Genomic DNA, 26,314 nt, shown 5'->3' on the forward strand with positions numbered 1-26,314 from the left:
TACTTCTATCTAGTATTATTTTTAACATAATAACCGTTTAAAATGGTTGTTATGGGTTTAAAAAGGATATTAAATATTAATAGCACTTTGATGTTTTTATAAGGATTACGAGCATCCATTATTGAATGTAATCTTTGGTCAGTGAATGTAATCTGAATGTAAACTATATATAAATATAGACAAGTTTGTACAAATTTCTATATAAAGGCTGTTCATAAACATTGCAATATCAATGTTTATGAACAGATATACAAAAAGGTAAACACCCCGCCTCAAGGAACGTAAAAAATACGGTCTTAAAGGCGCTCGTCGTGCACCACAATTCTCAAAGCGTTAATCAATTCCTTATTGCATCAACGTTTACAAAGGTTTTATGGTTCAAGTTGGTTCAAATCGGCTTAAACCTCATAAAGAACTTAACAGATTTAAAGCATCGGCATCTTGCTGGTTTTTTTTTTTTCTGGCATTAATTCGAGATAATAATTTTGTGTCGTTTGTATGTTTACATGACCTAACCTTTCCGATACATAAACAAGGTCAATGTCTTGAGCGAATAAAAATGATGCATGTGTATCACGTAACCCATGAAAAGTTGTTTTTGAAATATCTACCTTTGTTAAAAGCTCGGCTAATCTTTCAGATTGTTTGAATCCATCGATTGTAGCTCCTTAATGATGCTCAAGGATAAATTACTCTAGATATCCTTGAGCACCAATATTTTTTTTTTATATGAACAGATTTAGCTTTAAAGGATAACCCAATTCTGTTGTTAAAGGAGAAAGGAAAAACTTCTAAGTTTTCAAATTGGACTTTTACCGTTTCTCCTTTTTCCAAGGAAATGGAAGCCGTTTGTTCTTCAACTTTCACTTGGATTTTATCGTAATTATGATCAACTAGAACAACGGAATATTTATAACCTTCAATTTCATCTGTCCGTTCACCGTCAACAAATTTTGTATAAGCTTCTGGTGGCTCAACAAGCAACATAGTGTTTCCTAACTTTGATAAATCAATTAGATCTTTAACATTGATACTCATATAATCATCTCCGAAATAGCATTTACGTATTACGTTTATAAAATACGTAATCCGCAAATAATAACATATTTAATTTAGTTTGCAAATAAAAAGCTTTATTTGAGTTTTTAAAGGTTTAAAAGTATATTAAAAAGAGAAAAAGTACGTAAATGGTTAATGTAAAAAATAAAGCGAGAGAGGTGTGAAGGGATGTTTGAATACAATAAAAAAAGCATAGGTTCGAGAATTAGAAAAATTAGAAAAGATGCAGGAATGACTCTTAGAGAGTTTAGCCAATTATTAGATGTACCTGTTAGTAGTATTAGTTCATGGGAAGGGGGAGTGAATATTCCTAGCACTCAAAATTTACAGTTGTTATCTGAAAAGACAAATGTAAAACCTAGTTGGATTTTATATGGAGAGATAACAGATTACTTGCAAGATGTTTTTGATTATTACGAATTAAACGAAGTAGTAAATGAAGAGAAGTTTTTTGAGTTAGAGAAGGAATTAATAGAGATGAGGTATCAGCCAGGAGATTTTAAAGTTTTAGCAGATACTGCACTTTTAATCATTCCAAATTTTGAGGAGTTAATTCATTATGAAAAAGAGGAAGATTTACTTTCGACACATATGTTAAATAATGAATTCCCCATTTTACAACAATCGGTGTTTCAAAAAAACTATTTGCCCACACTTCAGAGTTTACTGTTAGGTGATAATAAAGATGAAAATGATGTAAACAATGATATTATTTTATATATTTTAGACTTATTATCAAGAATGAATGAAAATACAAAGCCTGTGATGAAGCAAGTAATCCGTGATTTGAATTGGTTGTTAAGTAACAATGTCTTTAGGTTAGAAAAAGAATATCAGAGCAAAAAACCTAATTTTGGAGGTATTGAGTCTGCAGAAGCTTATAAAAAACAAAGAGATAGAGAGTATAGAGAGATAAAAGAAGAAGCTGATCAAATTATTCGGGACATCAGTACAAGATTAAAAGATATTGTAGAGTTGAATTATGAAGAATATGAAAAGAAAGAATATAAATCTTTTTTTTAATAACGTAAGGAGGAGAATTTCAGATGACACAAGAAAGTAGCAAAAGTTTTATCTCACTTGTAAAAGAAATAGATTTAGAATACCGAACGCAAAGAGATAGAGGAACTTTATTTGAAATATTATCTAAAACATATTTAGAAAATGAACCGATGTATAAACGGTTGTTTGATGAAGTGTGGATGTTAAATGAAGTACCAGAGGAATATGGAATACCTAAAATCGATACAGGTGTTGACCTCGTTGCTAAGGAACGTGAGACGGGTGACCGTGTAGCTGTGCAATGTAAATATTATTCAGAAGATACAGCGATTCAAAAATCACACATAGATTCTTATTTAAATGAAATTGGAAAAAGTTATTATTCAAAAGGAATTATTATTACATCTACAGATAAATGGAGCAAGCATGCTGAGAGTGCGTTAAATGATAGAGATAAAGACATTCAAAGGATTGCATTAACTCAGTTAAAAGATAGTCAAATAGATTGGTCAGAATTTGGATTCAAACAACCTGAAAAGGTAAAAGTAAAATCAAAAAAGACACCACGCTCACATCAAAAGCCAGCTATTGAAGCTGTAGTCAAAGGACTGGAAAAAGTAGATCGTGGAAAATTAATTATGGCTCCGGGAACAGGTAAAACATATACCTCTATGGCTATCGCTGAAGAATTAGCAGCAAAGAAAAAAGGTGTGTTTCGTGTTCTTTATTTAGTACCGAGTATTCAATTGTTATCACAGACTTTAAAATCATGGACAGCTGATACAAATTATTTTATGGACTCAATTGCTGTATGTTCAGATAAAAAAGTGACTAAGAAAGATTCTACAAATGAATACGAAGATATAGCAGTTGCAGATATTGGTTTTCCAGCAACTACTAACGCTGAGAAATTGTTAGAGTATCAAAATAAGATAGAGAGTAGTTCACAAAAAGGAAACTTTTTAACAGTATTTTCTACATATCAGTCGATAGATGTTATTAGTGAAGCACAAAAAAATGGTTTTTATGAATTTGATTTAGTAATTTGTGATGAAGCACATCGAACAACTGGTGCTACTGAGGCTGGAAAAGAAGCTAGTAATTTTACAAAAGTTCACTATGATAAATATATTAAAACCAGAAAAAGATTATATCAAACAGCAACACCACGTATTTATGGAGATGCAGCAAAACAAAAAGCAGACGAAATGTCTGTAGTTATCGCTGATATGGATAATGTTGATTTGTATGGAAAAGAATTCTATCGTATTGGTTTTGGGGATGCAATCAGACAAGGCATTTTAACAGATTATAAAGTGATGGTTTTAGCAGTCGATGAAGAAATGATATCTCGTCGTTTCCAACAAATGTTGGCTCAGAAAGATTCGGAATTAGAGTTTGACGATATTACGAAGATTGTTGGATGTTGGAATGGTTTAGTTCGTCGAAAAAGTGAATCTGATGAAACATTAGGTGCACCAATGAAGCGTGCGATTGCATTTACAGGAACAATTAAAGAATCAAAATTAATTAAAGATATGTTCAATCATGTCGTGAATGAATATTTATATCAAGAAGATGAAGTGGAAGCCCAATATAAAATTGAAATTGATCATGCTGACGGTTCAATGAACGTTTTAGAGAAAAACAGAAAAATTTCTTGGTTAAAAGAAGATGTACCTGAAAACACATGTCGTATCTTATCAAATGCTCTTTTTTTAACAGAAGGTGTAGACGTTCCTGATTTAGACGCAATTATGTTTTTGAAACCACGACGTTCGAAGATTGACATCGCACAAGCAGTGGGACGAGTTATGCGAAAATCAGAAGGTAAAGACTATGGTTATGTTATTTTACCGATTGGTGTTCCAGCAGGAATGAATGCAAATACAGTATTAGATAACAATGAAAAATATCGAACCGTATGGGAAGTGCTAAACGCATTACGTTCACTAGATGAAAGATTTGATGCAACGATAAATAAATTGGAATTAAATAAGAAAAAGCCAGATCAAATTCAAGTGATTGGAGTAGGAGATGCACCCGAAGATGGCGAATTGAAACAACCAGCGATAGAGCAATTATCTTTTATGTTAAATGAGGAAGATTTAACAGATTTAGAGAAAGCAATCTATGGAAAAATCGTTCGTAAAGTTGGAAATGTTCGTTACTGGGAAGATTGGTCAAAAGATGTAGCAGAAATTGCGCAAAGACATATGATGAGAATTCGTGTCATGTTGGAAGATAAGCAGAGCGAAGCATATAAGGAATTTCAGAAGTTCATTAAAAGTCTAAGATACAATATCAACGACTCTATCACAGAAGAACAAGCGATTGAAATGCTAGCACAGCACTTAATAACTAAACCTGTCTTTGAAGCTTTGTTTGACTCGTATAGTTTTGTTTATAACAATCCTGTTTCAAAATCAATGGATAGCATCTTGTCGATTTTAGATGAGCAAGGTCTGATGAAAGAACAAGAAAAATTAGAGTCCTTCTATGAAAGTGTACGTATTCGAGCCGAAGGGATTGATAATCTAAAAGCAAAGCAAGAAATTATTATTCAGCTGTATGATAAGTTCTTTAAAGTAGGCTTTAAAGAAACCACAGAGCGATTGGGAATCGTCTTTACGCCTGTTGAGGTTGTTGATTTTATTATTCATTCAGTTAATGATGTTTTAGAAAAACATTTTGGTAAATCATTAGCGAGCGAAGGAGTACATGTACTAGATCCATTTACAGGAACAGGAACATTTATTACTCGTTTGTTGCAAAGTGGTTTGATTCCAAAAGAAGATTTATTAAGAAAATATACTCAAGAAATCCATGCAAATGAAATTGTATTATTAAGTTATTACATTGCAGCGATAAATATCGAAGAAACATTTCACAGTTTATATGGTGGAGAATACGTACCATTTGAAGGAATAGTATTAACAGATACATTTGATAGTACAGAAAAGGAAAGTTCATTTGAGGACATACTCTTCAATGAAAATAATGAGAGACTTAAACGCCAACAAGAGAATCCCGTTTTTGCTATTATAGGAAATCCTCCGTACAGTGCTAAGCAAACTAGTGAAAATGATAATAGACAAAATCAGAAATATCCTAAGTTAGATAATTTAATTAGAAATAGCTATGCTAAATATTCTACTGCACAAAATAAGAATAATTTATATGATTCGTATATTAGAGCATTTAAATGGTCTTCAAAAAGAATTCAAAATAAAGGTGTAATTGCATTTGTAACAAACAATGGATTTTTAGATGGAATCACTGCTGATGGATTAAGAAAATGTTGGTATGAGGAGTTTAACTATATATATTGTTTGAATCTAAGAGGTGATCAAAGGACTCAAGGAGAGTTGTCTAGAAAAGAAGGGGGTAAAGTTTTTGGTTCGGGTAGTAGAACCGGGGTAGCTATTACATTTTTAGTGAAAGATGGAAGTGATAATCATGAAATATTCTATCATGATATAGGGGAGTATTTAAACAGAGAACAAAAATTAAAGATATTAAAAAAACAAAATAAAATCTCGAATATAAATTGGAAAAGAGTTGTACCCGACATCTTCAATAATTGGATAAATCAGAGAGATGGTGAATTTATGAAGTATTTACCGATTACCGATGATGAAAATAGTGTTTTTATTGATCGAGGAATTGGATTTGGAAGTAGTAGAGACGAGTGGGTTACCAATTATTCGAAGGAAATTTTAAAGCAAAGTGTTAAAACTTTAATTAATAATTTCAATGACCAAGTAGATAATGTTAAGGACGTAGAAGATTTGCTAACTAATAGTACTAAAATCAATTGGTCAGATGATTTGAAAAAGAGATGGGAGAAAAAAGATAAGATTGAGTATGATGAAAGTTCCATAACTTATATACAGTATAGACCGTTTGTAAAAAGGTATTTATATAACAGTCGACCTCTTATTAAACGACCGAGTATATGGAATAAAGTCTTTAGTGAAAAACTAAAAGAAAATTTATTTTTAAATTTCATGGGAGGAAATAAAGGATTTTCTGTATTAGTTACAGATACAATTACAGATTATCAAACTTTATTTAATAATAAATCTATCCCTTTGTACTTCGCAACTGAACAGACAATATTTGAAGGTGACCAAGATAAAATAGAAAATATAAGAGATTCAATTCTGCAAGATTTTCAAACGAAATATGAAGATTCTAATATAACTAAACTGTCAATTTTTCAATATATCTATGCATTATTAAATTGCAGGGAATATCAAGAAAAATATCAAGCGGATTTAATGAAAGAAAGTCCTAGAATAATGTTTGTTAAAGATTTTTGGAAACACGTTGAGATTGGACAGAAATTGATTGATTTACACATAAATTATGAACACGTAGAACCTTATGATGGAATTACTATTGAGTATAAAGTGGACAATCCTTCCTTTGAAGTTACAAAAATGAGGTACGCTAAAAAAGGCGATATGAGTAAAATTATATTTAATTCTGATATAACTATTAAAGATATTCCTCAAAAAGCATATGAATACACATTAAATGGACGAACACCAATAGATTGGATAATTGATCAATATATAAAAGAAGTGAAGAAAAATAGTCAAATAGTTTTTGATCCGAATAAATATTCAAATAATGAAAAGTATATATTTGAATTGTTATTACGAGTCATTAATGTGTCAGTACAAACTGTGGAGTTAATAGATAGCTTACCACCACTGGATATTATTGAGTAAACGTATCCCTGTTAGAAATTCTAGCAGGGATAAAGTTTTATTCATAATCAGATATACAAGGGGAGTATGAGTATGAATATTAAGGAATTTGTGAATAAATATACTAATCATCCTGTATTATTTGTTGGAACGGGATTTAGTTTAAGGTATATAAAAGAAACTTTTACTTGGGATGAACTATTGGCTCATGCAGCTTTTGAATTAAAAGGAAATGATAATTATTACTTAGATTTAAAGTATAAAAATCAAGTTGAGGGAAAATATAATTATCCTATGATTGCAACAGCCATCGAAAAACAATTTGATGAAACTTTAATGGTGGATTGTGAAAGTAAGTTTGAAGAATTAAATGCAGAATTTTATGATAATATGAGAGAACATAAAAATGTTAGTCGATTCAAATTATATATATCTAGATTGCTATCAAATTATGAATTAAAAGAACAACAACAAAAAGAGATTTTAGAGTTAAAAAAAATTCGTAAAAATATCGGATCTATAATTACTACAAATTATGATACATTTGTGGAAGATATATTTGAGTTTAATACATTAATTGGAAATGAAATATTATTAAGTAATCCGTATGGGTCAGTTTATAAAATTCATGGTTGTGTAAATCAGCCTGAAAAAATAATAATTAATAATGATGACTATATTAAATTTAATGAGCGATATGAATTAATTAGAGCCCAACTTTTATCATTGTTTATACACAATCCTATAATTTTTTTAGGTTATAGTGTAAGTGACGATAACATAAAGCAAATTTTAAAAACAATATTTACTTATGTAAATCCAAATACTAATGAAGCAGAGAAGATTAGAAGTAACTTTTTACTTGTGGAATATGAAGAAGGCTCAAATAATATTAAAATAACGGATCACGACATTGATATAGATGGCTTTCCTACAATTAGAATAAACAAATTGAAAACTGACAATTTTTTAGAGTTGTATGAGGAACTTTCCAGATTATATTTACCAGTGTCAGCGATGGATATTAGAAAGGTACAAAATGTAGTTAAAGATATATATACGGGACAAGGAGGTATAAAAGTCAGTATTACAGAAGATATAGAAACTTTGAAAAATGGGGAAAAAGTACTTGCTATTGGCTCTTTAAAAACCATTAAATATGAATATCATACAACTTCAGAAATAATGGAAAAATACTTTAAAATAATTGATGAATCGAATCATCAGTTATTAGAGTTGATAGATAAACATAAGATACAAAGCAACCAATACTTTCCTATATATGGTTTTAGTAAGATTCAACCTAAATTAAAGAATATCGATAAATTAAAAACAATCCAAAACTCAAAGGTTGAAAATGTTTTTAAAGGAGTTACTGACATTGGAAATGAACATGGAACTATAGATGAAATTTTGAGTGATGGAAAAATCTCGAATAGCAAAGAGATCTTGGCTATAGCATTTGGAATAATGAAAGACAGAATAGAGTTGGAAGATGCTGAACATTTTTTAAGGAATTTTAGAGATAAGAAAACAACTAATTATCGAAAGTTATTATGTATTTATGATTATAAAAGATATTCTTCAGAAGAAAATGATTTATAGCTTAGGTGGTTCAAATTGGTTCAAGTCAAATCATTTTTAATGAAATTTAATCAGGGATTATCCATTTTAGAACATAACAAACATTGATATAAAGGGATTTCTATGTTCTAGAAATCCCTAAAAGATGTCGAAATATTTTTCAAAACGTTAATATCATTGGTATATCAACGTTTACAGCCTCTTTCCGAGAGAATCGGGAAGGGGTTTTTTCATGTTGTGAATCCGATTGAATAACCCTTTGTATTAAAAATCAACGTAATTTATTACTTTCTTCTGAAACAATATTTTCAATTCACTAAAGCATTTTATATCTAGAGTTCATTTTTAGACGCAGTACATTATTGCTTGTTTAGATGTACTTACATAATTATATTGTGTGGTTTTTTAATATTTGGTTTGTTAAATTCATGATAATGTAAGTGATATAATAAATTTAATATTTAGAAAATAACTGTATGATTAGAAATTGAAATATGTAATAACAACTATGTGTAAATAAAAAACTAGTAACTATTGTCAGTGATATGGATAGGTGAGATAAGTGGGGAATGTAGAGGTAGTGACATGGGTTTTTACAGAGAAAGAAATAAAAAGAATTAACAATGCGGAATCATATGTAAATTATCCAGTAGTGTATATTTTGAATAATGCTAAAGAAGCTTATATTGGTGAGACTGTTTTCTTTAAGAGACGAATGCGAGCACATATAAAAGATAACGTCCGGAAAAAATTAGATAAGATGCATTTAATTAAGCATGAAAAATTCAATCAATCCGCAACGTTTCATTTAGAAACAAAGCTTATTAACTATTTTTTAGGTGATGAAAAATATACACTTCAAAATAAAAGTAAGACTGCAAGTGATCTTACGCACAATTATTATGATAAACCATTTTATGATAAACTAGTGTTTAATGAGCTGTGGGAAAAATTATATAAGAATGGAATTGTAAACAATTCACAGCATGTTATTGAAAACAAAGATATATTTAAAATATCGCCATTCAAAGAACTATCGTTGGAACAATTAGATTTGAAGGAAAAAGTAATCCAGTTTTGTGAGCAACGAGTTCAGTCGGCAAGCAATGTAGAGTATGGCAGTTTGTTTTTAATTGAAGGTGAAGCAGGTGTTGGAAAGAGTGTCGTATTAAGTTCGATTTTTAACACGATACAAGAATATAAGACGGAGGCTTCTTCTCCTTTATATAAAACAGAGAATTACTTAGTTGTGAACCATGAAGAGATGTATAAAACATATAAAGGGATAGCAGCTCAGCTAAAGCATTTGAGGATTAAAGATTTCGATAAGCCAACACCTTTAATTAATCGATTACAAAAACAGGGCAAAAAAGTAGACATTATTTTAGTAGACGAAGCTCATTTGTTGTTAACACGACAGGATAAATATAATAATTTTTATTTAGATAATCATTTGGAAGAGCTATTGAAGTTAGCGAAAGTGGTTGTCATTGTTTACGATCGAGACCAAGTCTTAAAGTTAAAAAGTTTATGGGAAGAGAAAACGTTGGAAAATCTAATTGGGAAGAGTTCCTATTATGAACGTTATGAGCTAACGAACCAGTTTCGAATGCACGCAAATGATGAAATATTAGAGTGGATTAATAGTTTTAAGCAAAAGCGTGTACTGCCAATACCACAAGGGAGTACATATGAATTAAAAGTTTTTGAATCATTAAAGGATATGCACGAAGCAATAATCCGGAAAGATACTCGATACGGATTAAGCCGTGTAGTGTCAACGTTCGACTATGTTCACAAAAAGGATGGAGAGGTTTACTACGTTACGGAAGATCAAGGAGAATATCAAATTCCATGGAATATTACAGACAGGAATTCTACTTGGGCAGAGAAAGAAACAACCGTTAGCGAAGCAGGCTCCATTTATACAGTACAAGGGTTTGATTTGAATTATGTAGGGGTCATTCTAGGACCTTCTGTTACTTACGATAGGAAAAAGGAACAGTTAGTCATCAAAACAGAGTTATATAAAGATATAGGTGCATATACAGGTACTGATGGAATTGGTGATGTTGAGAGGGCTAAGGAAAGAATTATATTAAACTCAATCAATATTCTAATGAAGCGTGGCATAAAAGGTTTATTTATCTATGCAAGTGATAATTCGTTAAGAAAAAAGCTGTTACAATCTTAACAGAGAAGGTGAAGATATGGGTGATCTGCGATATGGTTGTGAAATTTAGAGATGAAAGAGATTGGCGCCAATTTCATAATCCAAAAGACCTAGCACTTTCTTTGTCTTTAGAGGCTAGTGAATTGTTAGAACTTTTCCAATGGAAAACGAGTGAAGAAGCGCTAGAACATCATCTTGAAAGTATGAAAGATGAATTAGCAGATATATTGATCTACGCCTTGTTATTTTCCGAGGAAACAGGTATTGATGTATATAAAGCTGTTAAGGAAAAACTTCAAAAAAATAATTATAATTATCCTGTAGAAAAAGCGTATGGGAACAAAACAAAATATACAGAATTTAAATAATTTTATTCTTGAATGATTGTTAGTAGATTCTAACGCTTTCAATGTATTTAACTTTAAGTACACAGTTAAGTTGTTCTGTATTAGGTAACGTCTCTAACCTATTTTAAATAGTTTTTCAACTAGCTTTAGTTATTTTATACATAGGTTGATTATTGGGGTATTTTTCCGTTTCTCGTTTCGAAAAGTTTATACAGTTGTCTGATATCATGTTATATGATAGACAGTTACATAAACGACTTAACTAACGATAAATGGGCAAAATTTTGTTAAACAAAAGCAGGTGAAAAACTACATTTGCAATTCGTGTTCATGGATAAAAATACTGTTTATTCAGAAAAAGTTGTCATTACAGCAGCAAAAGAACATGACCAAAATCAGCTTAAAGTACTGGCAGATGCTAAAGAAGCCATGTATGTGTTTGATCGTGGCTATGTGTGGACTATGAACGATTTGATCGGGTGTTACCTAACCCTTTACCTATTTGTCTGAGCAATAAGCAATCCGTTTAACCACTTTACAGTTTTCTATCATTACTTTATAATTTTATACATTAATAGAAAATAGAATAAAAGCAGTAGGTGCCCTTAGGGGAGAATAGGGAATGAAGTGAAAATCTTCAGCGGTCCCGCCACTGTAAAGGGGAGTTTTATTAGAAATGCCACTGGAATCATTCTGGGAAGGTTAATAAAACAATGACCCTAAGCCAGGAGACCTGCCTATTCGCTTGATGTTATCAGATAATGGAAAAGTCTGTAGTTTATTTGCTCTTGAAATAAACTGCAGACTTTTATTTTTTATAAAAAGGAGAGAGAGAAATGCAATTATTGCAAAAAACGATTCATAAGATTGAAAAATTGGATGAAGAGATGATGGCTAAGGCAAGGGAAAGAATGGACAGCTTGATAAAGCCTCCTAAAAGTCTAGGTAAGCTGGAGGATATTGCTATCCAGTTAGTTGGAATTACAAGGAATTTTAATCCCATCATTGACCAAAAAGCAGTCATTGTAATGGCGGCTGATCATGGTGTTTATGAAGAAGGGATTTCCAGTAACCCTCAAGCGGTAACATTAGCACAAACTTTGTTGTTTCCAAAAGGATTAACTGGTGTGTGTGCTTTAAGTAGGGTTTCTGGAGCGGATGTAGTTGCAATAGATATTGGTGTAAAAGGGGAAATCCCAGATGATGCCGGAGTGATCAAAAGGAAAATAAAAAATGGTACTGAAAATATGGCAAAAGGTCCTGCCATGACGAGGGAAGAGGCTATCAAATCGATAGAGGTTGGGATTGAAATAGTTAATCAAGAAACAAAAAAAGGTATCAACTTGCTTGGCACGGGTGAAATGGGTATTGGCAACACTACTGCAAGTACAGCAATTTTGTCTGTTTTAGGGAATTGTGACCCTTTAGAAATTACCGGCAGGGGAGCTGGAGTTGGTAAAGGTGGAATTAAACATAAAGTAGAGGTAATCAGGAAAGCCATTGAGATCAACAAGCCAAACCCGGCTGATGGGATAGATGTTCTTGCCAAGGTAGGAGGGCTAGAAATCGGCGGCATGGCAGGTGTGATGCTTGGAGCTGCGGCGAATCAAATTCCAGTGGTGGTTGACGGCTATATTTCAACAGTGGCTGCCATTATTGCAGCGTCTATTGAACCTAAAGCGAAGGAATATTTCATCGTCTCCCATGCCTCTGCAGAACCAGGTGGACGAATGGCAAGTGAACTACTGGGGATTGAACCGATGTTAAGAATGGATATGTGCCTTGGGGAAGGATCTGGAGCAGCTTTAGCATTCCCGATTGTTGAGGGTGCAGTCAGCGTGATAAAACATATGGCTACTTTTGCTGAGGTTGGGATGAAAATTTAGTTGAGGTTTCAGAGGGTTATAGCGAAAAAATGGGAAATTATTGTCAATTATTTATTTCAATGCATAATTTTGATTTCTTAAAATATTTAAAGAGGTTGTCTAAGCCTAATGAAAAAAAGATATTAATCACTTTTTAATAAAAAAAAGAATGAAAGCATGAGCAGAAAAGGAAACTGTTATGACAATGCATGTATTGAATCGTTCAACAGTATCTTAAAGAAAGAGCTTATTTATTTAACCAAATATACAAAGTGAGAACAGGCAAAAAAATCTATGAATATATCAAAATATTCTTTAACTCAAAAAGAATTCCTTCAGCCAATGGGTATTTATTGCCCTCTGAATATGAACGGATGTACTATCGCGAGATTGCAAGTTAAACACTAGACATTAATTTCCTCATCATTTAAGTACAGAAAAGATCTATCTCTGTATTTGAATGATGAGGTCACCAAGCGAAAGCGCGGTAGAGAGAAAAATAAAGGACTCTTGATCATCCTTAGAACAGTACTGGCTGCAACGATGAGAATGATGACGAATAGATCCTTTATGTGACTGTTTGCGCGACTGACTTGTTCTGTTCCATCATCATTTTGGGCTGTACTTCTTTTGAAATCTTCATCAAATTTTTTTCTACTCATGCGGACACCTCATATTATTAGTTATTTCTATCATAAAGTAAACTGTGTCTACTTTTGAGTCTAACATCATGAAAATAAATTGGAGGACAGCCAAGAACTGTCATACGCATTGTCGAAAAGGAATTAAAGGGTGGAAAGTCTCTGTATTTTTATTGCTTTTTTCTGCACTTTTCTATCGCAAAATACAAGGGGCTTATTATCAAATTATTTTATAAGCTATTCTAATACGCTTGAATAAGCGTCATGTGATAATAGTTCCTGATTAAGTTCTATTCGATGGAATCGATTTGAAATAGTTTGGAAGTCTATGGATATTTCTTTTTTCAACTATGAGCGGCTTGTTACGATATTTATCTATAGAGTTATTCATCTATATTTCCTAGCTTTCCAACATAATCAATTAAAGTATGAAGAAGGATTAGCGGTATAATGGAGTTTAATGCGACTGCAAGCATTCCAAACACAAAGCCAAAAACGGTTGTTCGTATGACACCAGATAAGCCTTGGTAAGTATGGGCAAGGCCGAATAGTATTGACGAACATAATAGAACGAGCCAAATCGACCATTCGGGAAATAATGTCGTAAATGAAAATATTAGAAATCCACGGTAAATCATTTCTTCTGTTATACCCGCTGTCCATGCTACTTGATTCCAAGTGGATTTTTCTCTCTTTGTAACAGGTAGTATTTCTGTAAATGTTATTTGCTCAACTTTTTTTTGCTTCATGAAGATCAACTGATTTTTCACATGATCACTAATGAAGTATCCAATTACGTAATATAAAAGCAATAAAGTATATAATATTACTATTCCTATTACAATATATGTTATGACCGTACCTAATATTTCTGTGTTAATATTCGGCACTGTTATCAGTATATCTTTTAATGTTAGCTTAAAGTTTGCTATTACTATTAAGATCATGAGCGTTGATAACCACAAGCCTATCATCAGAATATGATAATAGCGTAACCTAATTGATGGGTCAGTTATAACACGCATTTTAAATCTTTGATATAACCAATAACCAATCATAGGTTCATATACAAGAATAAAACAAATAAGTCCCCACAAGATGATATTCATTTTATTTTATCTTCCTTTAGCATGTTCTCTATTTTTTCACTTAGCCACTGTTCCTCTTCTTTACTAAATGGTGAAGGAAATAACATTTCATCTAGTTGTATTTCTAATAGCTTAGGGTCTGTTAGTAACCGCTTAAAAAGCTCCCGTGGGACTTGAGAAAAAAGCTCTTCGAGAATGTTATATACTTTGTCATCCGTATACTGTTGCTTATAGGCTACCTTTAAGCGTTTCATAATATCATAATGATTCTTATTACTATTAGATCCATCATAGATCTCGTCCACGATTTGATTCGGCAAATAAGTCTTTAACCTTTGCTTCCTGAGGTTCCATTGTAAGCTATTTTGTATTAAGGCAATAAAAATTGCCGGTTCGACTACCTTATTTGCTTGAGCTAATGAAAGTGCTTGATCTAGTAGTTCAATATTCTTTTTAATGTCTGTTACTTTTTGAAGTAATTTTTCCTTTTGATAACGTAAAGATTCTGTTATTCCCCATTGCGGTTGCCTTATTAGCAGGTGAACATCTTTTAACGAATATCCTAACGCTTTTAATCCTGTGATTTTTTGCAAGGTGATGATGTCATCATCTTTATAATATCTGCGACCTGTTTCAGAAATGTAAGAGGGCTTTAATAAATCCTTTTCATCATAATAGCGAAGCGTACGAACGGAAACACCTGTTTTTTTTGAAAATTGACCAATTGAATACATATCATAGCTCCTTCTCACTTAATAGATTCATTATAAAATCTAACGTTACGGTAGAATCAACGATCATTTTTGAATTTATTTATTTTACATGTCATTTTCCGTATATGATAAGCATTTGGAAAAACTAATCCCATACTTTTATCTTTTTCATTCTTAATTTTTCATACACTAAGTATAAAATTGATCAATTAAGAGAAAATAATATACGCTAAAATCATGACATTATCATCACTCGCTATAACAAAAAGTAAAGGAGAACATATATGAACTATAAACATGTTACTGTTGCGGGCAGCGGTGTTTTAGGAAGTCAAATTGCATTTCAAACGGCGTTTAAAGGCTTTAATGTGTCTGTTTACGATATTAATGATGAAGTAATCGAACGTGCGAAAGAAAGATTTATGAATTTGAAGCAACGTTATCAGGAAGACTTAGGAGCTACTCAAAAAGATGTCGATGCAGCTTATGAGCGGATTTCTTTTTACTCTGATTTATCAGAAGCAGTTGCGGATGCAGATCTTGTAATTGAAGCAATTCCTGAAGTTGTTCAAAGTAAAATGGACTTTTATAGGCAGTTAGGAAAAGTTGCTCCTGAAAAGACAATTTTTGCAACAAACTCTTCAACGTTGTTACCGAGTCAATTTGCTGAAGCAACAGGCCGCCCAGAAAAGTTTTTAGCTCTACATTTCGCTAATGAAATTTGGAAAAACAACACGGCGGAAATTATGAAACATTCAGGAACAGATATGAAAGTGTTTGATGAAATAATTGAATTTGCAAAAGCGATTGGCATGGTTCCTTTGCCTTTACATAAAGAACAGCCTGGTTATATTTTAAATTCGTTATTAGTTCCGTTTTTAGAAGCGGCTGAAATGCTTTTATTAAAAGAAGTTGCAGATGTTGAAACGATTGATAAAACATGGATGATTGCAACAGGAGCGCCTCTTGGTCCGTTTGCTATTTTAGACGTTGTAGGTATTAGTACTGCTTATAATATCGTCCAGGCAAAGGCGAAAGCAACAGGTAATAAAGACTTTAAAAAGTTAGCCGAATTATTAAAGACAGAGTATATTGATCAAGGAAAGCTTGGCAGAGGAACAGGAGAAGGCTTCTATACATATCCCAACCCTCAGTTCATGAAGCCGGACTTTTTACAAGGTTAAAAGGTTTATAAAAAAAATTGGGTGGAAATATCATACTCCCCCCATTTTGACATCCCTAACTAAAAGAGTTAGAGCCTGTATTACAAGGATCAGGTGAATTTGAGAAAATAAGCAAATCTTCAGTTGAAAAGAAAGAAAGGTAAACACAATATTTGCGTACTGATCGCAAAGTATAGTAAAGATCAACTCGTTTTCACCCATAATATTTAATTAAGAAGAACTATAGAGGTTTTCCACCTTAACTAGCCCACCACGATAGTATTTATCTTTATCATAAGAGGATTAATCCATTGAAATAAAAGAACGTACAAGATAAACTGCCCTTTCTCAAATTACGAGAACGGGCTTTTTTATTGCGTTTATTTCCTGTCTGTAGGTTCGTTAATCGGGAATTTACTGGGCTAAAAAATAATATCAAGTTTTAAACGAAAAATGCGCAAATATACTCGTCCAACTGCCCAAACTAAGCGTTCCTTTCTAACATATATAAATAGTAGTTCCAAAAAAATGATTATTTATTGGTTTATGTAAAAATTAAAGGAGAGAATAAAGATGGATAATAATAATTTAGAATCAGAAAAGCACTGTCCTTTGCCACCGTGTGATAAGGCGAAAACAATTCGGGTTGATTGCAATAGTTTCGGCTTTTCTTTTGGACCGACTGCTTTTATTCCGATAGTTTTGGGTGAAGTAGAATTACAGGCGTTAGTTGAGTCGGAAATTACATTGCCAACAGCTGCTAAAGAAATCAAGAGTGTGCGCCGAAACATTTCCCTTACTCAATGTAAAGCCGTCCCTTCAGCTATACCGCTTAGTCGTCAAGTAAAGGTTTTTGTCTCTGGCGTCATTCATAAGAATATTCAATATGTAGAATCATGCAGCGGCTATTTACGTGACTACTCTGTTGACGTTCCTTTCAGCTGCAATCAGGCAGTCTTTGCTCCACGGGCTATTGAACTATTTAGCCAAAAATCGACTTTAACTAATGAAAGAATCTTTATTAATGAACACGGGGATGGAGCAGACAAAACAACATCAGGTGGGCTTACTTTTGAATTTTTCAATGAACCAATTGAATGCAGATTACTATTTAGTGTCGTAAATGATATTGATCTACACAAAAATATTGACAGCAGTGGACGCTTTAGAAAAATCATTGAGAAAGCAGAAGTTGTGTTAATCTTTAAGCTTTTGCAAAAACAGCAAGTTCCTCATTGCCCTTGTGGAATGGAAGATGCTCAAGAAGGAGAAAAAAATAATCAAGCCCAAGCACCAGCACAGTCCCAATCTCCAATTATTCATGAAAAAAATATTCACGACCGAATTAAAAACATTATTAACCGAATTAGCAATCAAGATTAAAAATGAAGATTGATTTACAAAAAGGACAGCTCCGATTGGTGCTGTCCTTAGACTGGTGACAAACGTTTTCAAAATATTCTTGCCGAGGATAGTTAAAAAATATTTTTAGTGACTCAAATTTTGTAAAGAGAACACTCAATCGCATGTTCTATACTGTAAGCAAGTTAATCTAGCTTTATCAACTTAGCATCATAATCTTACTATTTATTTCATTAATGTATATTTTTCCTTTAAAATAAAGCTCCAATTTGGTACTCTATTACTACAAATATTAATACTCCATATTTTGTAACTAAGGAAGCTAAATGACATCTTCCGCATATGTAGGGGTGAGTTATGAAAAAAGTAAAATGTACGATCGGGTTAATTTTATTCGTAATTGCATTCTCGTTCATTGGGGAAAGCTTTATCTATTATTTAGATGATTTTTATCATTCTTTTTATAGTACGACTTTGTATAAACCAGATTACATATCAGATACAGAAATGAAAACTGATATTATATCCTCAATGCAGAATAACGAGGTTGAGGTTTTTGCTGTAGTAGAGAAACTAGAAAGTAACATTGATGAGAGTATTTCTATTTACGGTACAAAAAAGGCTAATGAACATTTACGTGAGGAATTAAATATGAAAGAAAAAAAGTATGAAAGCCTTTTGTCAGGAACTGTTAAAATACAATTTTATGATATTAATGAAATCCCAAATATGGGCAAAGTCACAGATTACTATTTAATTGGTAATAAAGAAAATATTAAAGCTTTTAAAGTCGAGCTTATAGATATTTATAGTGGGAACCACCCTGTAGAAGGTTCAAAGGATAATGAAAGCAAAAGAAATGTAGTTTTTATTTGGCTCATTATACTTATATTAATCCTTCTATTTACATATTATGATGTTCTTTATCAAAAAAAAGAGGCTTTAATTAAGGTTACTTTTGGTGAGGAAATTAGAACTTTAGTATTCAAAAATATTTTAGTTGATACAATCTGTTTTGTTGGGTTCTTTTTCGGAGCAGGCTATTTTATTTCTATGTTTACCAACTCCTTCTTCTGCTTTAAATATTCCCTCCTACTATTTTGTGCTTTTATTGTTTTCAATGCTGTTCTTTATTTTAGTTTGTATTTTTATAATTTAAAGGAGGTATTTTCAAACAGTAGAAATTCTAGAACGATATTAACGATAAATTATGGATTAAAAATCATTACGATCATCTTATCTATTTCCATTATGTCAGGAAATATAGCTCTAATTATAGAAGGTATAAATTTTTTCCGCCAAAAAGATTTTTTTGAAACATATAAGGATTATCGTTATGTCCAATTTGATTATAAAATGACCCCAGATCACGAAACTAATTCAGAATTGATCAAGAAGGGTGCCATTGTTAGAGAAGAATTTTACAAAGAGAACTTTCAACACTCAATTCAATTAGTAAATATTACTGGAAACCTTGACCTAACAGAACCAGCAATATTGGCAAATAAAAATGCAAAGGATTACATAAAAAGTAAAATCCCTGAAATAAATAAAGATATTAATGAAAATAAGGTTTACTATATTTTACCTAAAAAATATGCCGATGACGAAGCAGTTCTTGAAAAAGTGCAAGACGTATTTAACTTTTTTGATCATCATCATGATGCAAATAATTATGAAGTAATGATATATGAAAAAAATGCTGATCTAGTGAGTATTGATGAGTTAAATTATGTGAGTAGAAGTAAGCTGCTTCATAATCCAATCATCATATTGAATCATACAGGACCTGAAGAGATTGAAATTTCTGTGGAAACTAGTCTTAAAAAAACTACTTATGCACACGATATAATGTATCTTGTTACGAAAGAAAAGTTTAATTCATTCGTAAAAAAAAATAATTTATCTGATCAAATATATGTAAACACAAATGTGTTTGCTTTGTATCACTATAATTGGTTAATTATAAAACGAGGAATGATCATTTCGACAGTTTTAGTATCTCTAGTACTTGTTCTAGAGTTAATTATTATTTCTTTAATCTTACGTCTTGAATATGACATAAATGCTATTGAACTTAGTATAAAAAAATATTAGGCTACACAACGTGGCAAAAGAATAAAAAGATCGTTTTAATTACGTTATCAGCAACAATAATTAGCATGCTTATCTCTTTAATAGTAAACTATTTCTTTTCTATTTCTCAAGCTTCTTACTTGTTTTATGGAGGTGCCCTAATCTTTATTATAGAAACTATTTTTATTTTTAGAATGATTTCTAAAATAGAGAAATAAAACATACAAAAAATACTGAAAGCCCAGTGGTAATATGTCAAGCACTAAAATTCGGTGGATTGGAAATTAATATTGGATTTCATTGAAAAGTGCTTAAAAAAGAGTATAACAAATAAACCTCACACTATTTTCGATTTTTTACCAATCACTATTAGTGTGAAGCTGGGTGTTTGAAAGGGTCTGAATGAGAAGTTTTAATCTCTCCTTTCAGGTGGTGTGTACAACTGATTGGTGCGTAGTAGCGAAAACACCAATCGTACCAGTTTTCTTGCAGTTAAGACGAGAGCGCGTTTGTGTTTATGTTTTGGAACTTCATCGTACTTTTTTGTGTAAAAAGCTTTATATTCAGAGTCATACTTTCGGATCTTATCAGCAGCTTGAATAAGGTAGTATCGCAAATATTTATTGCCTGTCCTCATTCTTGCCGTTTCTTGGGATTCGAATTCGCCCGATTGGTTTTGGTTCCATACCAAACCAGCATATTTCGCTAAGGCATGATGATCTTTAAATCGCTTTATATCGCCTATTTCGGCTATCAGCCCTGCCGCATAAACGTCTCCAATTCCTTTTACAGACGTTAGAGTTTGCGGTATGCCTTTCATTAACTTGGCAATTTCTTTATCTAGCCGCTTTACTTGTGACTCGATATGTTGAATGGTACTTAAAGTAACTGACATAGAAATATTTACGGGATCCTGCATAGCCTTATTTAACCGATAAGATGATCTAGCCAACTTATGAAGATATTTTGCGATTTCTTCTGGGTTTTCAAATCGGTTCTTCCCTTTATCCCTGCAGGCGAACTCGACGAGTTCTTCGATACTCATTTCAGCGATGGTTTCGGGCTCTAGTTCTTCCATGACAGCCATACTCGTAGCTCCGAATTTATCTGAAAATGGATTATCTTGTCTCAGTCCACTGAACTTTAAAAAAAGAGCTGGTTAAGAAAATACGTTTTATTTCGGGTAATTTCCCGCATAAAATGAAACCTTGTCCGTGTTAATCGTTGAAGGGCTTCATATTGTATGGCATCTTTCATTTGGGCTGGCAGTCGGCCAAAGCGCAAGTGGTCAGCGATGACCCAGGCATCTATGCGATCGTTTTTCACAAGGGAGTCATACCCTTTTTTAAAACGAGCGACTTTTCTCGCATTTAGTACGTAGATAGAGGCTTGGAACTTAGGTTCATAGCCTTTCATTTGGTCTTGTAGATAATGGGCAAGATGCCAACTGTAAAGATCAGTGGCTTCCATCCCAATCTTCAATTGGTTGGCCTGACTTTTTTCCGCTGCTTCTAGCATTCGTTTGATCAGGGTTGCGGCCCCGTTTTGATCATTAGAAACAGAAAAGTCGGCAAGTGTGGATCCGTCCTGTTTCATGAAATGGACATGATGGGACTTCAAGCTTACGTCTACACCAACAAGCATTTGTGACATACCAATCACCTCCAGTAGGTAAGTTAATCAAGAACGTTCAGACCTGGGTGCCCACGGGAATCATCGATGTCTTCCTCGTCATCAGCACTCAAAGAAAAGAAGTCCATCATGAGCGCTACACTCACTTCTTTTACGGCGGCGCAACCAGTGGTTAGACCTTCAATAATGAACCATGGGTAGCAGGCTTATTAAGCAGTACATCGCGAGATGTCCGCAAGGGGGAAAAGCAATATCCTGATACGATCCTGTCGGGTTCCATTGTCCCATGAGCAGGTCTAAAACGCTATAAAAAAAATGACGGAGTAAAACGCTGGAGCATCCTCCATTCTCCGCCATTTCACGATATTCAGTTAAAAGGTATTTCAAAGAAGCAGTAGGGAACTATCCCCCTGCGAAATAACAACAATACGTAAATCTATTATTGATAGTTTGACTTTACCTCGGCTTCCCCACCAGAGGGGGTGAAACAAGGGTAAAACAAAAACATTTATTGATGGGAAAGCCGAGAGGCTAACCTTTAAAAAAACCTATAGGAATCTAGAGTGAATTGTAGAGGATCCGGATCAACTGGAAATTCTTCTAGAAAGAGCTCTTACTACTACTATACGAGGGGGATCACTATGATAGAAATTAAAAATGTATCAAAACGCTTTGGTGAAAGGATTTTGTTTGATAACCTCAATATGAAAATAAATGATGGTGATTTTGTTGCTTTTTCAGGTCCAAGCGGCTGTGGGAAGACGACTTTACTTAATATGATAGGCGCAATTGAATCTGTTGATAATGGAAAAATAATAGTAGATGGCATAAACGTTCATGAAAAGAAAAATCAGCTTTTATATTTTCGAGAAAAAGTCGGATTCCTCTTTCAGAACTTCGCATTAGTTGATCATAAAACTGTTGAGCAAAATTTAGAGATTGTTCGTAAAGATAGTAGAAATGATATTTCTGTTGAGGAAGCACTGAAAATGGTTGGAATGGAAAATACACATAAAAAAAAGGTGTATACGTTATCAGGCGGAGAACAACAAAGAGTTGCTTTGGCAAGGTTGATATTAAAAAAATCCACATTAATATTAGCAGACGAACCTACAGGATCTCTTGATAAGAGAAATGCTGAAATTGTCATGTCGATATTGAAAGAGATGAATAAAAAGGGAAAGACAATTATCCTCGTCACTCATGATGAAGAAATTAAGGGTACAATTGGAAGGGTGATAGAATTATGAAAAAGTAAAAAAAAATAATAGTAGCGCTCACTATACTAATTGTCTTGTATAATATTAGTTGGTTTAGTGTTTACTTCTTTAAATATCATTCATATACAAAAAACTTTCCTATAACCGAAAATGGTAAATATTTATTGGAAAAAGACGGATACTATTTTAGTGTGAAAAAACCAGATTATTTATCATATACAGGTAATCTTGCGATAACGAATAAAACAAATGATCTTTCAATCATTATTTGGCCATTATTAACTAAGGGATATGAATATGGCTTACAAATGACTAGTGATGATCAAACAATCTATCATATAATTGTGGATTCGGATTTAAAATATGTAGATGATAAAAATTCTAAATTTATAGATAAGACTGTAGCAAATAAGATAATCAAAGACAATAAAACGGAAATAGAAGCTATGGTATCGAAAGCACATAATATATGGAATATTAAATAAAGGATCAATCAAGGTTTGCAGCAACTATTTGCGATGTGAACAGTTTTTAATTAAATTCAACAAATATAAGGAAAAACCAAGCTCCCCTGTATTAAAGAGGATCTTGGTTTTTATGTTAAATTTAATATGCACAATTACTGCGATTATTTAATAGGTGCATGATTAATAAGTGATAATGCTTCATTCACTTCAAAAATTTTACCGCGAATATTAGTAATCCCAAAGCTTGTTAAACGCGTTGAATGCATCTTTAAATATTTTTCAGCATCCTCTTTCGTTGCGAATAAGTATATTCCGCCAGATTCTTTAGCAGCCGCATTTTCTGTCCAAATTTTCCATATTACCCCTGGTTCATCATTAATACTTTTCGCTAAATCAACGAACGCCTTTGACATTTCTTCACCAAATGGTCCATCCATTTTAAAATCGACTTGTAATAAATATTTCATCGTTAACACTCCTCGTATAGTAGTAGTAAGAGCTCTTTCTAGAAGAATTTCCAGTTGATCCGGATCCTCTACAATTCACTCTAGATTCCTATAGGTTTTTTTAAAGGTTAGCCTCTCGGCTTTCCCATCAATAAATGTTTTTGTTTTACCCTTGTTTCACCCCTCTGGTGGGGAAGCCGAGGTAAAGTCAAACTATCAATAATAGATTTACGTATTGTTGTTATTTCGCAGGGGGGGATAGTTCCCTACTGCTTCTTTGAAATACCTTTTAACTGAATATCGTGAAATGGCGGAGAATGGAGGATGCTCCAGCGTTTTACTCCGTCATTTTTTTTTATAGCGTTTTAGACCTGCTCATGGGACAATGGAACCCGACAGGATCGTATCAGGATATTGCTTTTCCCCCTTGCGGACATCTCGCGATGTACTGCTTAATAAGCCTGCTACCCATGGTTCATTATTGAAGGTCTAACCACTGGTTGCGCCGCCGTAAAAGAAGTGAGTGTAGCGCTCATGATGGACTTCTTTTCTTTGAGTGCTGATGACGAGGAAGACATCGATGATTCCCGTGGGCACCCAGGTCTGAACGTTCTTGATTAACTTACCTACTGGAGGTGATTGGTATGTCACAAATGCTTGTTGGTGTAGACGTAAGCTTGAAGTCCCATCATGTCCATTTCATGAAACAGGACGGATCCACACTTGCCGACTTTTCTGTTTCTAATGACAAAACGGGGGGCCGCAACCCTGATCAAACGAATGCTAGAAGCAGCGGAAAAAAGTCAGGCCAACCAATTGAAGATTGGGATGGAAGCCACTGATCTTTACAGTTGGCATCTTGCCCATTATCTACAAGACCAAATGAAAGGCTATGAACCTAAGTTCCAAGCCTCTATCTACGTACTAAATGCGAGAAAAGTCGCTCGTTTTAAAAAAGGGTATGACTCCCTTGTGAAAAACGATCGCATAGATGCCTGGGTCATCGCTGACCACTTGCGCTTTGGCCGACTGCCAGCCCAAATGAAAGATGCCATACAATATGAAGCCCTTCAACGATTAACACGGACAAGGTTTCATTTTATGCGGGAAATTACCCGAAATAAAACGTATTTTCTTAACCAGCTCTTTTTAAAGTTCAGTGGACTGAGACAAGATAATCCATTTTCAGATAAATTCGGAGCTACGAGTATGGCTGTCATGGAAGAACTAGAGCCCGAAACCATCGCTGAAATGAGTATCGAAGAATGTCGAGTTCCTGCAGGATAAAGGGAAGAACCGATTTGAAAAACCCAGAAGAAATCGCAAAATATCTTCATAAGTTGGCTAGATCATCTTATCGGTTAAATAAGGCTATGCAGGATCCCGTAAATATTTCTATGTCAGTTACTTTAAGTACCATTCAACATATCGAGTCACAAGTAAAGCGGCTAGATAAAGAAATTGCCAAGTTAATGAAAGGCATACCGCAAACTCTAACGTCTGTAAAAGGAATTGGAGACGTTTATGCGGCAGGGCTGATAGCCGAAATAGGCGATATAAAGCGATTTAAAGATCATCATGCCTTAGCGAAATATGCTGGTTTGGTATGGAACCAAAACCAATCGGGCGAATTCGAATCCCAAGAAACGGCAAGAATGAGGACAGGCAATAAATATTTGCGATACTACCTTATTCAAGCTGCTGATAAGATCCGAAAGTATGACTCTGAATATAAAGCTTTTTACACAAAAAAGTACGATGAAGTTCCAAAACATAAACACAAACGCGCTCTCGTCTTAACTGCAAGAAAACTGGTACGATTGGTGTTTTCGCTACTACGCACCAATCAGTTGTACACACCACCTGAAAGGAGAGATTAAAACTTCTCATTCAGACCCTTTCAAACACCCAGCTTCACACTAATAGTGATTGGTAAAAAATCGAAAATAGTGTGAGGTTTATTTGTTATACTCTTTTTTAAGCACTTTTCAATGAAATCCAATATTAATTTCCAATCCACCGAATTTTAGTGCTTGACATATTACCACTGGGCTTTAGATAAATATTATCACCTAGATAAAAAATAATACTCAAATATTGCTCATCACATAAAGCGAAACTTAATCAATTATTACAATATGATGAAGTCAAACATTCAGCTTTGACAAAGCATTATTTTTCTGTGCAACAAAATTATTATCGTCAAAAAGAAACACTCATTAAATGGAAAAAATCTTGCGGATCGAACAATGAGAAATTCAAAGAACAAGTTGATTGTATCTATAAATCAACATAAAAACTGAAAAATCCTTTGTTCATACTCTTGATTCTCTTCGTAAAAATGCTTCCCTTTGATGCAGTGCAAAAGTCAGTTTTAATGATGATACTTTTACAATTACATCTTCCCTAGCGGATTTATAACAACAGTGCCTGCAATCGAATTTGCAGGAAGTATATTAATTTGAAATATATAGATTATCCTTTCTGTTACTTTAATAATATTTCAGTCAGTGTTTTACTTTGGGAATTTGCTGTTGAGAGCAATTAGACTAGAAAAAAAGGATTAAAAAATTTACTAAAACGAATTTTAACAGAAAAAATCCCTTGATGTATGAAAGGAGGGTATCTGAAATTGGAAAGGGATATTTAAAAACAATTTAGTAAATAAGCGAGCCTTTCCCCGATTTTCTCGAGAATAGAACTCGCTTGTCTTTTATGTATTTATTGATGTGTGGCTTTTCTTAACTTTTAATTCGAT

23 protein-coding genes, 1 pseudogene and 1 riboswitch are annotated in these 26,314 nt (G+C 33.1%); of the genes and pseudogenes, 16 read left to right on the forward strand and 8 right to left on the reverse strand.

Annotation, left to right across the window (positions count from 1 at the left end; all coding sequences use genetic code 11):
* Window positions 1-268 precede the first annotated feature (268 nt).
* Window positions 269-337, forward strand: a pseudogene (gene rpsI, locus K6959_RS17610) (30S ribosomal protein S9); the annotation flags it as partial.
* Between the two features lie 88 nt (window positions 338-425).
* On the opposite strand, the gene K6959_RS17615 reads toward rpsI, so the two are convergent.
* Window positions 426-659, reverse strand: a complete 234-nt coding sequence (locus K6959_RS17615; protein WP_455550341.1) for a tyrosine-type recombinase/integrase — start codon at window positions 657-659, stop codon at window positions 426-428.
* A gap of 19 nt (window positions 660-678) precedes the next feature.
* Complete coding sequence (locus K6959_RS17620; RefSeq protein ID WP_223087174.1) at window positions 679-1,038, reverse strand: hypothetical protein; 360 nt, start codon at window positions 1,036-1,038, stop codon at window positions 679-681.
* A 189-nt stretch (window positions 1,039-1,227) separates the two neighbouring features.
* Between K6959_RS17620 and K6959_RS17625 the strand changes: the two genes are divergently transcribed.
* The 7 genes from K6959_RS17625 (at window position 1,228) to cobT (ending at window position 12,769) form a co-directional block, all read left to right on the forward strand.
* On the forward strand, window positions 1,228-2,082 hold the full coding sequence (locus K6959_RS17625; RefSeq protein ID WP_223087175.1) for a helix-turn-helix domain-containing protein: 855 nt from the start codon (window positions 1,228-1,230) through the stop codon (window positions 2,080-2,082).
* Window positions 2,083-2,105: 23 nt separating this feature from the next.
* A complete protein-coding gene (locus K6959_RS17630; protein ID WP_223087177.1) occupies window positions 2,106-6,800 on the forward strand; it encodes a DEAD/DEAH box helicase in 4,695 nt (1,564 codons plus the stop codon).
* 72 nt (window positions 6,801-6,872) lie between these two features.
* On the forward strand, window positions 6,873-8,384 hold the full coding sequence (locus K6959_RS17635; protein ID WP_163241703.1) for an SIR2 family protein: 1,512 nt from the start codon (window positions 6,873-6,875) through the stop codon (window positions 8,382-8,384).
* A 541-nt stretch (window positions 8,385-8,925) separates the two neighbouring features.
* Window positions 8,926-10,557, forward strand: a complete 1,632-nt coding sequence (locus tag K6959_RS17640) for a DUF2075 domain-containing protein (RefSeq protein WP_223087179.1) — start codon at window positions 8,926-8,928, stop codon at window positions 10,555-10,557.
* 32 nt (window positions 10,558-10,589) lie between these two features.
* Window positions 10,590-10,904, forward strand: a complete 315-nt coding sequence (locus K6959_RS17645; protein WP_163241707.1) for a nucleotide pyrophosphohydrolase — start codon at window positions 10,590-10,592, stop codon at window positions 10,902-10,904.
* Between the two features lie 294 nt (window positions 10,905-11,198).
* The gene (locus K6959_RS17650) at window positions 11,199-11,393 is read left to right on the forward strand and encodes a hypothetical protein (protein WP_374058352.1); all 195 of its coding nucleotides are present in this window, start codon (window positions 11,199-11,201) and stop codon (window positions 11,391-11,393) included.
* Window positions 11,394-11,463: 70 nt separating this feature from the next.
* Window positions 11,464-11,638, forward strand: a riboswitch (cobalamin riboswitch).
* An 81-nt stretch (window positions 11,639-11,719) separates the two neighbouring features.
* Window positions 11,720-12,769, forward strand: coding sequence for a nicotinate-nucleotide--dimethylbenzimidazole phosphoribosyltransferase (cobT, locus tag K6959_RS17655; RefSeq protein WP_163241709.1), 1,050 nt, complete (start codon window positions 11,720-11,722; stop codon window positions 12,767-12,769).
* Between the two features lie 383 nt (window positions 12,770-13,152).
* Here the strand turns inward: cobT and K6959_RS17660 are convergent, their stop codons facing one another.
* The 3 genes from K6959_RS17660 to K6959_RS17670 form a co-directional block, all read right to left on the reverse strand.
* The gene (locus K6959_RS17660; protein WP_223087180.1) at window positions 13,153-13,410 is read right to left on the reverse strand and encodes a hypothetical protein; all 258 of its coding nucleotides are present in this window, start codon (window positions 13,408-13,410) and stop codon (window positions 13,153-13,155) included.
* A gap of 362 nt (window positions 13,411-13,772) precedes the next feature.
* Window positions 13,773-14,498, reverse strand: a complete 726-nt coding sequence (locus K6959_RS17665) for a CPBP family intramembrane glutamic endopeptidase (RefSeq protein WP_223087182.1) — start codon at window positions 14,496-14,498, stop codon at window positions 13,773-13,775.
* A complete protein-coding gene (locus tag K6959_RS17670; RefSeq protein ID WP_223087183.1) occupies window positions 14,495-15,211 on the reverse strand; it encodes a MerR family transcriptional regulator in 717 nt (238 codons plus the stop codon). Before K6959_RS17670 ends, K6959_RS17665 begins: the two co-directional genes overlap by 4 nt.
* 263 nt (window positions 15,212-15,474) lie before the next feature.
* Between K6959_RS17670 and K6959_RS17675 the strand changes: the two genes are divergently transcribed.
* From K6959_RS17675 to K6959_RS17685, 3 genes are all read left to right on the forward strand, one after another.
* The gene (locus tag K6959_RS17675) at window positions 15,475-16,374 is read left to right on the forward strand and encodes a 3-hydroxyacyl-CoA dehydrogenase (RefSeq protein ID WP_163241715.1); all 900 of its coding nucleotides are present in this window, start codon (window positions 15,475-15,477) and stop codon (window positions 16,372-16,374) included.
* 552 nt (window positions 16,375-16,926) lie between these two features.
* Entirely contained in the window at window positions 16,927-17,736 is an 810-nt protein-coding gene (locus K6959_RS17680) for a CsxC family protein (RefSeq protein ID WP_223087185.1), read from the forward strand.
* A gap of 336 nt (window positions 17,737-18,072) precedes the next feature.
* Complete coding sequence (locus K6959_RS17685) at window positions 18,073-19,812, forward strand: hypothetical protein (RefSeq protein ID WP_223087187.1); 1,740 nt, start codon at window positions 18,073-18,075, stop codon at window positions 19,810-19,812.
* Between the two features lie 391 nt (window positions 19,813-20,203).
* Here K6959_RS17685 and K6959_RS19435 read toward each other — a convergent pair whose 3' ends face one another.
* Together K6959_RS19435 and K6959_RS19440 are read right to left on the reverse strand one after the other, a co-directional pair.
* Window positions 20,204-20,878 carry an IS110 family RNA-guided transposase gene (locus K6959_RS19435; protein WP_262421821.1) on the reverse strand — a complete coding sequence of 225 codons (675 nt, stop codon included), beginning with the start codon at window positions 20,876-20,878 and terminating at the stop codon, window positions 20,204-20,206.
* Window positions 20,879-20,934: 56 nt separating this feature from the next.
* The gene (locus tag K6959_RS19440) at window positions 20,935-21,444 is read right to left on the reverse strand and encodes an IS110 family transposase (RefSeq protein ID WP_262421822.1); all 510 of its coding nucleotides are present in this window, start codon (window positions 21,442-21,444) and stop codon (window positions 20,935-20,937) included.
* Window positions 21,445-22,064: 620 nt separating this feature from the next.
* On the opposite strand from K6959_RS19440, the gene K6959_RS17695 reads away from it, so the two are divergent.
* The gene (locus tag K6959_RS17695) at window positions 22,065-22,673 is read left to right on the forward strand and encodes an ATP-binding cassette domain-containing protein (protein WP_223087188.1); all 609 of its coding nucleotides are present in this window, start codon (window positions 22,065-22,067) and stop codon (window positions 22,671-22,673) included.
* 134 nt (window positions 22,674-22,807) lie between these two features.
* Window positions 22,808-23,128 carry a hypothetical protein gene (locus tag K6959_RS17700; protein ID WP_223087190.1) on the forward strand — a complete coding sequence of 107 codons (321 nt, stop codon included), beginning with the start codon at window positions 22,808-22,810 and terminating at the stop codon, window positions 23,126-23,128.
* Window positions 23,129-23,271: 143 nt separating this feature from the next.
* Here the strand turns inward: K6959_RS17700 and K6959_RS17705 are convergent, their stop codons facing one another.
* A complete protein-coding gene (locus K6959_RS17705; protein ID WP_163243600.1) occupies window positions 23,272-23,577 on the reverse strand; it encodes a monooxygenase in 306 nt (101 codons plus the stop codon).
* 623 nt (window positions 23,578-24,200) lie between these two features.
* Between K6959_RS17705 and K6959_RS19445 the strand changes: the two genes are divergently transcribed.
* The 3 genes from K6959_RS19445 to K6959_RS19455 are packed head-to-tail and all read left to right on the forward strand — an operon-like array spanning window position 24,201 to window position 25,436.
* Complete coding sequence (locus tag K6959_RS19445; protein ID WP_262421823.1) at window positions 24,201-24,398, forward strand: IS110 family transposase; 198 nt, start codon at window positions 24,201-24,203, stop codon at window positions 24,396-24,398.
* Window positions 24,337-24,843 carry an IS110 family transposase gene (locus K6959_RS19450; protein WP_262421824.1) on the forward strand — a complete coding sequence of 169 codons (507 nt, stop codon included), beginning with the start codon at window positions 24,337-24,339 and terminating at the stop codon, window positions 24,841-24,843. Before K6959_RS19445 ends, K6959_RS19450 begins: the two co-directional genes overlap by 62 nt.
* A complete protein-coding gene (locus K6959_RS19455) occupies window positions 24,822-25,436 on the forward strand; it encodes an IS110 family RNA-guided transposase (RefSeq protein ID WP_455550338.1) in 615 nt (204 codons plus the stop codon). The genes K6959_RS19450 and K6959_RS19455 overlap by 22 nt, the downstream gene beginning before the upstream one ends.
* Window positions 25,437-26,314: the final 878 nt, after the last annotated feature.

Origin of the sequence: Bacillus aquiflavi, assembly GCF_019915265.1 — a bacterium.
In the GTDB taxonomy this organism is placed as follows: domain Bacteria; phylum Bacillota; class Bacilli; order Bacillales; family Cytobacillaceae; genus Bacillus_BT; species Bacillus_BT aquiflavi.